Annotated in this window: 4 protein-coding genes; 3 read left to right on the forward strand and 1 reads right to left on the reverse strand. The window is 59.3% G+C overall.

Annotated features, from left to right (window positions below):
• The first annotated feature begins 311 nt into the window (after window positions 1–311).
• Window positions 312–1157, forward strand: a complete 846-nt coding sequence (locus VAE57_RS11590; protein WP_322822038.1) for a twin-arginine translocase TatA/TatE family subunit — start codon at window positions 312–314, stop codon at window positions 1155–1157.
• Window positions 1154–1939 carry a twin-arginine translocase subunit TatC gene (gene tatC, locus VAE57_RS11595; protein ID WP_322822039.1) on the forward strand — a complete coding sequence of 262 codons (786 nt, stop codon included), beginning with the start codon at window positions 1154–1156 and terminating at the stop codon, window positions 1937–1939. The genes VAE57_RS11590 and tatC overlap by 4 nt, the downstream gene beginning before the upstream one ends.
• A gap of 180 nt (window positions 1940–2119) precedes the next feature.
• On the opposite strand, the gene VAE57_RS11600 is transcribed toward tatC, so the two are convergent.
• Window positions 2120–2275, reverse strand: a complete 156-nt coding sequence (locus VAE57_RS11600; RefSeq protein WP_322822040.1) for a hypothetical protein — start codon at window positions 2273–2275, stop codon at window positions 2120–2122.
• A 202-nt stretch (window positions 2276–2477) separates the two neighbouring features.
• On the opposite strand from VAE57_RS11600, the gene VAE57_RS11605 reads away from it, so the two are divergent.
• Window positions 2478–4861 (forward strand): tetratricopeptide repeat protein (locus VAE57_RS11605; RefSeq protein WP_322822041.1); only part of this gene is annotated, 2384 nt, incomplete at its 3' end.

The following is a 4861-nucleotide window of genomic DNA, read 5'->3' on the forward strand; positions in this document are numbered from 1 at the left end:
GGGTGTGGCGTGCTCTATACTATTTCTCGTTCACCGCAATCCCAGCCCCCCTCCGAACCTCCCCCCGCTGGGGGGAGGTTGGGACAGAACAGAAGAACGAACCCACGGTCATTGTATCAGGACGCCCCAGTGCAGCTCGCTGTGCTCCCCACTCTCGCGCTGCGGGAGCGAGGCCGGGGTGAGGGCGTCCTCCCGCCCCAGCGGGGGCGGGCTGGGGTGGGGGTGATCTCGTTCCTTCCACAATTCACAGCTTCGCTTCCTGTGGTAAGATATGACTAGTATGGATCGGCACCGACATAGTACGGGGTCGTATGGAGATATTTAACGTTCATCTCTTTGAGTTCATCCTGATCGCCGGCCTTGCTCTGGTGCTCTTTGGGCCAGAACGCCTGCCGGAGCTGGGACGCTTTGCCGGTAAGCAGGTGGCAAAGTTTCTGGCCTGGCAGCAGCAATCACCCGAATTGCAGATGATCAATGAAATGCGCAGCGAGTTTGAACGCGAGATTGCCCAGTTGCGCAATGAGCTGGTGCGTACCCGCAATCAACTCGATGTGCGTGCCGATGTGCAGGCGCTCGCCGATGAGGTTAAGGCTGCCGGTCAGCAGGTGCAAAGTGCGCTGGACGAAGTCAAGACCGCCGGTCAACAGGCACAAAGTGTGCTCGATGAAGTCAAAACCGTTGGGCAACAGGCGCAAAGTGTGCTCGATGACGCCGCAACCGCGGCTAAACCCGTGATTCGCCCCCCGGCCCAGCCAATCGTACCCGCAGCGACACCGATGGCAGCCTCGCCATCAGCCTCGGCGGTTGTGCAAACGATTACTGAGGAAGACCGCGCCTTGCTTGCTGAATCGGCACCTGCACCGGCTGAGGCGGGGACAACCTCTGCAACGCCATCACCTGCGCCCCAGGAGCAGCCGCTGGTGCCCACGGCTATGGATCAGGCGCCGACGGCAGAGTCGCCTTTTCTCGCTCCAGCAGATACCGCGTCGCTACCCATCTCTGCCGATGAACTGCATGACCTGCTCAACCGGCTGAATAGTCTGGCTGCTGAATTGCAGGCCATTGTCTTTCAGTTACAGGCTCGTGGTTTGCTAGATGAACACTGGCAACCGAAGATACCTGCTTCATCTGCAACAGAGGAGACGGTAACCTCATGACCACACGACCGGCAAGAGCTAATCGGGCCGACGATGCCTCAATGACCCTGGTTGAGCACCTGATCGAGCTGCGTAGCCGGCTGATTAAGTCTGGTATTGCCGTGCTGATCGGGATGGTGCTGGGCTTTGTCGCCGTCTGGCCGCAGGGGCCGATTAAGCTGATTGACATCCTGATTATGACCTTTGCCCCGATCAACGACCGGTTTGCCCCCATCCAGTCGGTCGGCACTACCGAGCAGTTTACCAGCTATATGAAAGTCGCTTTGCTGGTGGGAGTAATTCTCGCCATGCCCGTCATCGTCTACCAGATTCTGGCGTTCATTATCCCCGGCCTTACCGACAGCGAGCGACGTCTGATCTTTCGTGCGCTGCCCTTCGTTACCCTCTTCTTCCTGGCCGGTATCGCCTTCGGCTGGTTCGTTACTACACCGGTCGCTATTCAATTCCTGATCGGTTTTTCCGATTCGCCGTTGATCCAGACCCAGCCAACCTTATCCGACTTTCTGGAGACGGTCTCGATGCTGCTGTTGATCAACGGGATCGTGTTTGAATTGCCGATTATTATCTATGTGCTGGCCTATCTGAACGTGACTACTGCCCGCCAACTGGCCGGCTACCGTCGGTACGCGCTGGTCATTGTGATTATTATTGCGGCCTTTATTACCCCAACCGGTGATCCGGTAAACCTGATGCTGCTGGCCTTGCCTATGTATCTCCTCTACGAAGTGGGTATTATTCTGGCTCGCTTCGTGCCCAATGCGAAACCGAAGACGACAGCGTAGCCTCAAGAGACCTTATTTCACACCCACGGTCGTGCAGTATGGAGTGCGGCAGCATGGTTGCCGCACCAGCCGTGCTTACGATATGGCATCGCGTTCATAACCCGCGTGCTCCAACCACACCGGTACCACACCTGAGCACAGATACGCCGAACCAGCGTTCCCGCTCCACTCGCAGTGGGATCACGTGTTGGCGTAAATACCGTTGCCGGCCAGGGTTGCCCGTGGTGCGTTGTATGGAGTGCGGCAGCCATGCTGCCGCAGCAACTGTACTTCGTGCCGGGCGTGTGGTACGCCGTTGACCCGGCTGGTCACGAGGATACGGTGTGGATTCGTCACGATGGTAGCGTTGATCGGGAATGAAGGAGATAACTTCCCAGGAGATGTTTTTTGACCCAGGTTCCAGTCAGAACTTACCTGGAAACTTATGCGGCGCTACAGGTGACAGGAACTCAACGATTGGCTATAATGAACATGTTTCTCCGACCCTCACAGAGCAACTGACATCGCCAAACGATCTGGCTAACATCACGGAAATACCATGAGTGATCTGCGACCGAAGATTGCGCTGGTGATTGGTGTCAATGGTGGCCCGGAAACGGGGCTGGCTCCACTCCGCTACGCCGAGGAGACGGCGCGTCAGGTCGCCAACATGCTGGCCTCACCGGCGTGCAATTTCACGCTACACGGTGGTGGGCCGTTGCTCGGCAAAGATGCCACGACCGATGCCGTGCGTAGGGCTATCTTTGATGCACGGCGGGCCGCCGGTCAGCACGGCACATTACTGATCTACTATATCGGCCACGGGCGGTATGTCACCGACCACAACGGCCACAGCGACGTTTACCTGGTCACCTTCAATTTCCGCCCTGACGATGCACACGACGATCCGCACGCGCACCTCTCGATGGAGTGGCTACAAGAGAATGTGTTACGCCATCACACCCCCGACCGGCTGCTGATCGTGCTCGACTGTTGCTACGCTGGTGCGGTTGGTGATGCTGCTCCCGATCCGGTCGTGGTCAATCTGCGCCGACGCCTGGCCCAGGCGTTAGATATTCAAGCTACCGACACCAATCAGGGTATTGCCGGCTCAATGCGCAAAACCCTGGCTGCCGTCAGCCCCTGGCAAAAAGCCTACGAACATGCTGGTGCGACCTGCTACAGCGCCGCCCTGCTCCGTGGCCTGAACGGGGCTGCCGTGCTCGAAGATGGCCGGGTGACCTGGCAAAGCCTGCATGCGCTGCTCCAGCGCGAACTGGCCGATTATCAACCGGGCGAGTATGGGTTTGACCGTTCGGAGGGAGTGATTCTGGCATCATATCCTGATCGTGCGCTTGTGCGCACGCCTGACCATCAGCCGTTTGTGATGCCACACCCTCCGCTGCCCAAGACCAACTTTGTCGGTCGCGAGGAAGAACTTCAGCGCCTGGCCGATATGCTGACCGGCGAAGATGCCGTTGATGTCGCGCTGCTGCCGGCCATTACCGGCATCGGCGGCATCGGTAAAACCCGGCTGGCGATAGAGTTTGTACATCAATATCGTAATCGCTTTCCTGATGGCATCTTCTGGCTCAATATGGAGCACCCTGACACCATTGAGGCCCAGATAGCGGCGTGTGGCGGGACACGCGGGTTGCAACTCTTCGACGATAGTCAGAGCGAACTGTCGAGTCGTCAGAGTGCAGGTTTCGACGGTGGGATGCGCAACACTGAGCGGCTGAGCCTGCACCAGCAAGCCGAACTGGTACGGACGATCTGGGAACAGCCAGGATGCCGTCTGATCATCTTCGACAACCTGGAAGACCCGGCATTACTGCACCAATGGCGTCCACGCGGTGGTGGCAGCCGGCTGCTGATCACCACTCGTCGCCAGACCTGGGCAGCCACCAGCGGTGTGCGCCCCTTCTCCCTCACCACCCTGTCCGATGAAGCCAGTCGAGCGTTACTGCTGCGCCCTCGCGCCGAAGACCGCGGCTGTACCATTGATCACCTGCTGGCCGACCCAGACGAAGCAAAGGCCGCACAAGACATTATTCGGGAACTGGGTGGGCTGCCCCTGGCCTTGACTCTGGCCGGTGGTTATCTGGCGAAAAGCAGCGTGACCCTGACCAGGTATCTTGAGCTACTGCGGAGCGAAAGTATCAGGCACCAATCGTTGAGCCAGGAACTGAGCGAAGGTTTACCCCAGGCCGAACGGGCGAGCATCGTCGCCGCCTTCGCCTTGAGCTATCAGCGTCTGAGTAATGATCCCATCGATAGCCTGGCCAGAACCATCTGGCTGGCAGCGGCCCAGCTTGCTCCAGAACCAATCCCCGAAGAGGTGCTGATACGGACAGCCCCTATTGATCCTGCCGATGAGAGCAGGCGTGAACAGTTCGCACAGGCCCTCCAGCACCTGCGTGAACTGGGATTGATCGAGCGATCCGCAGAAGGAGCAGGCTACCGGCTCCACCGTCTATTAGGCGCCTACGCCCGCAGTGTGAGCACCGATTGTGCTGCCGACTGGCGACGAGCTGCGCAGGGATTGGCGCAGACGATTCAGCGCCTCGATGACGAAGGGGAATTGTCGGCGCCACCCTTTCGCGATCATGTCCGCCAGTTGCTCGATGCACGGATGGCAGTGCGTGATGCCGACAGCGCCGCCCTGTTCCACGCTGCCGGCCTGGTCATGTACGCCGACGACAACTACCCCACCGCCCGCCGCTACCTGGAGGAGGCGCTGGCGATTAAGGACGAAGTGCTGGGCCGCCGCCATTTCTCCACCGCCGTCACCCTGCACGCGCTGGGCTATCTTGCACAGGAAGAAGGCGACTACCCCACCGCCCGCCGCTACCTGGAGGAGGCGCTGGCGATTAAGGACGAAGTGCTGGGCCGCCTCCATCGTGAGACCGCCAGGACGCTATCTTCACGGCGCTGGCTGGT

Origin of the sequence: Chloroflexus sp. (assembly GCF_034434295.1) — a bacterium.
Classification (GTDB): Bacteria; Chloroflexota; Chloroflexia; order Chloroflexales; family Chloroflexaceae; genus Chloroflexus.